Genomic DNA, 3545 nt, shown 5'->3' on the forward strand with positions numbered 1-3545 from the left:
TGTCCGAGGGGGGACTTGAACCCCCACGCCCGATAAAGGGCACTAGCACCTCAAGCTAGCGCGTCTGCCATTCCGCCACCCGGACAAGGTGTCTGCCGCCTGTTTGCGGGGTGTTCCCCGCGGCGACATGGACAACAATACCAAGGTTTCGGAGTGCCTTTCACCTGCGTATCCGCCCGGGCGGACGACACCGCCTAGAGTCTCACCATGAGTGACGTGACAATCACGCAACGTCGAGGAAAGGTACGCCGACCTCGGATGTTGTCCCCGCTGCGGGAGCATCTGCGGGACACCTTCTGGTTCGCCCCGACCGCGGCGATGGTGCTGGTGTGGCTGGTGTGGATGCTCGCCGCCGCGCTCGACGGAGTGATCGTGGAGTCGCTCCAGGACAGCGGGGACTACGACGCGGTCAAGGACCTGATGAGCGTCGCGGACGACGCGAAGACGGTCGTGACGACGATCAGCTCCGCGATGATGACCTTCATCGGTGTCGTGTTCAGCATCTCGCTGGTGGCGGTGCAGATGGCGTCGGGGCAGCAGACGCCCCGCGTGGTGCGGCTCTTCGTCCGCAGCCGGATCACGAAGGCGACCTTCGCCGTCTTCCTGGCCACCTTCCTGCTGTCCCTGCTGGTCCTGACCTCGTTCGAGAGCGAGGAGGACCCGCGGCTCGTGACGATGGTGCCGTTCCTGGAGGCGCTGCTCACCCTCGTACTGGTGGGCCTGAGTCTCCTTCTCTTCGTGATGTACGTGAACTCGACGCTGCGGATGCTGCGCGTCGGGCACGTCATCGACCGGGTCACGGCGGAGGCCTTCCGCGTCGTGGCCCGCATGCCGTACGTGGAGGGAGGCAGCCCCGCGCTCGGTCCCGAGGAAGGGGATCCGGCGGAGGGTCTCGCGCCGGAGACGGGGCGGGTGGCCTACCGCGGCCGGGCCGGGGTGCTGCGGGACGTGAACATCGCGCGTCTCGTGCACGCCGCCCGCCGGCAGGGCGTCGTACTCAGGGTGCTGCCGGGGATCGGCGACTTCGTCGTGCCGGGCACGCCGCTGCTCGCCGTGCACGGTGGAGCCGCGCCGTCGCAGCGGGCGCTGGGGCGGTGCGTGTCGGTGGGCGTCGAGCGCACTTTCCACCAGGACCTGGGCTTCGGTCTGCGGGTCCTCGCGGACATCGCGCTGCGCGCCCTGTCGCCGGCGGTGAACGATCCGACGACCGCCGTGCAGTCCCTCGACCGCATCGTGCAGTTCCTCGCGGCGCTGGGCCGGCGGCCGCTGGTCGAGCTCCGGTACACGGACCGCGGCGGAGCCGTCCGGCTCGTCCAGCCGGTACCGCGCTGGGACGAGCTGGTCGACCTCGCGTTCACCGAGATCCGCACCTGCGCCACCGGGAGCCCGCAGGTCGTCCGGCGGATGTTCGCCGCCTTCGACGACCTCCTCGCACTGGTACCCGAGGAACGCCGCGCCCCGCTGCTGCGACACCGCGAACTCCTGCTCCAGGGGGTGGAGCGCACGGTGCCGACCTCCGCCGACCGGACCTTCGCCCTGCGGCCCGACCGTCAGGGCATCGGCTGAGCGGCGCGGCGACGCGGGGCCTTGAGGCCAAGGTGAGGCAGGGCAAGGCAGGGCGAGGCAGGGGGCCCGGGAGCGCGGGCCCCCGCCTCCGGCCGGCGCGGCGACGGCACGGGCACGCGGCCCGCGCCGCGCCCACGCCGCTCCGGCCCGGTACCGGTCGGGACGTCAGGTCAGGGCGTCAGGCTCACGCCACCAGGTCAGGACATCGGGTCAGGGCATCAAGTGGTACTCCGGGAAGTTCCCGGGCAGGCGTTCGCCGGCCGGGCCCTCGGTGACGGCCCGGACGAGCAGCTCGCCGCCGACGAACGCGCCGCGCCACGACGCTCCGAACCCGCCGAACAGCTCGTCCCGGTCCCCGCGCGAGCGCGCCTTGCCCTGCCCGACCTTGAACGCCCGGATCTGCGGGGCGAGCCGGGCGAAGGTCCCCGGATCGTCGGTGGAGAGCGTCGCCACGAGCGCCCCGTTCGACGCGTTCATGGCCGCGAGCAGCTCCGCCTCGGTGTCGACCAGGACGATGGTGTCGACCGGGCCGAAGGGTTCGGCGTGGTGCAGGGGTGAGGACGGTGGCGGTCCGAGCAGCGTGACGGGGTGGACGTAGGCGCTGGTGTCCTGGCCGGGCAGGAATCGGCCGGGGTCCGCGCTCGCCCGGTGCAGCGGCACGGCTCCGCGGTCGATGGCCTCGCCGACCTGGTCGGTGAGCTCCTTGGCCTTCGCGGCGTTGATGAGCGGCCCGAAGTCGAGGTCCGGGTAGGGGTCGGAAGGGTCCGCGACCGCGAGGGGGTGGCCGACGCGCAGGGTGCGTACGGCGGGCAGGTACGCGTCGAGGAACGCGTCGAACGCCTCGCGCTGGACGACGAACCGGGGGTAGGCGGTGCAGCGCTGCTTCCCGTAGTCGAACAGCTTGGGGATCGCGGCCGTCAGGCCGGCCCAGTCCGTGTGGTTCCAGATGCCCCAGGTGTTGAGTCCTTCCTGTTCGAGGATGTGCCGCTTGCCGAGGTCGGCGACGGCCGTCGCGACGGCCGCGCCGGTGTCGCGTCCGCCGACGAAGGAGACGCAGCCGATCTCCGGCGCCCGCACGAGCGCCTCGGACAGCTGGCCGCCGCTGCCGCTGACGAGCGTGACGGGGATGCCCTCGCGGGCGGCGAGGGCGCAGGCCAGGGTGAGGCAGGCGACGCCGCCGTCGGTCGGGGTCTTGGCGATCACCGCATTGCCCGCGAGGGCCTGTACCAGCAATGCGTGAACGAGCACGCTCATCGGATAGTTCCAGCTCGCGATGTTGGACACCGGGCCGGGCAGCGGGGTGCGGCCGTCGAGCATTGTGTCGATGCCGTCCACGTACCAGCGGACGCCGTCGACGGCCCGGTCGACGTCGGCCATGGCCAGGCGCCAGGGCTTGCCGATCTCCCAGACCAGCAACAGCGCGAGCAGTTCGCGGTGTTCGGCGAGGGCGTCGAGCGTGGCGGCGACGCGGGCCCGGCGCTCGGGCAGCGGGACGTGCCGCCAGGCGCGGTGCTGGTCGAGCGAGGCGCGGACGGCGCGGTGGGCGGCTTCGGCGTCCAGGCGCGGAGGGCCGGCGACGGGGCGGCCGTCGACCGGGCTGGTGGCGGGCAGGGGCAGGCCGTCGGGCTGCCAGCCGCCCTGCCAGAGGTTGAGGACGCGGTCGTCGCGGAAGGCCTCGGGGGCGACGGCGAGGCAGCGCCGCCAGGCGTCGTCCCAGGACGTTCCGGCTTTCAGGGTGGTCGGGGCGGCGGGCGTGGAGAGGGTGGTGGTGGCCATTCTTCGGTCTCCGCTCACGGTGCACAGTCGGGGCGGGGGACGTCTCATGGCGTGCGGGCGAGACATCGCTGGATGGGTGTACGTGTGGGGGCGGGGGCCGGGAGGTGCCCGCTCGGCACCTCCCGGCGGGGGGGGGGGCGGGGGGCGGGTGGGGGGGGGGCGGGGGAGGCCCAGCCGGTGTCGTTAAAACAAAACCCACACCC

General features: G+C 72.6%; 2 protein-coding genes and 1 tRNA gene. 1 reads left to right on the forward strand and 2 read right to left on the reverse strand.

The features are described 5' to 3' along the window. Positions 1-85 (reverse strand) — tRNA-Leu (locus ACFW9D_RS30245). Positions 86-207: 122 nt separating this feature from the next. Here ACFW9D_RS30245 and ACFW9D_RS30250 point away from each other — a divergent pair. Beyond that, complete coding sequence (locus ACFW9D_RS30250; protein ID WP_384627102.1) at positions 208-1566, forward strand: DUF2254 domain-containing protein; 1359 nt, start codon at positions 208-210, stop codon at positions 1564-1566. Positions 1567-1776: 210 nt separating this feature from the next. On the opposite strand, the gene ACFW9D_RS30255 is transcribed toward ACFW9D_RS30250, so the two are convergent. Continuing rightward, positions 1777-3342, reverse strand: a complete 1566-nt coding sequence (locus tag ACFW9D_RS30255; protein ID WP_384627105.1) for an aldehyde dehydrogenase family protein — start codon at positions 3340-3342, stop codon at positions 1777-1779. Positions 3343-3545: the final 203 nt, after the last annotated feature.

It is taken from the genome of Streptomyces sp. NPDC059524, assembly GCF_042749255.1.
Classification (GTDB): domain Bacteria; phylum Actinomycetota; class Actinomycetes; order Streptomycetales; family Streptomycetaceae; genus Streptomyces; species Streptomyces xanthii.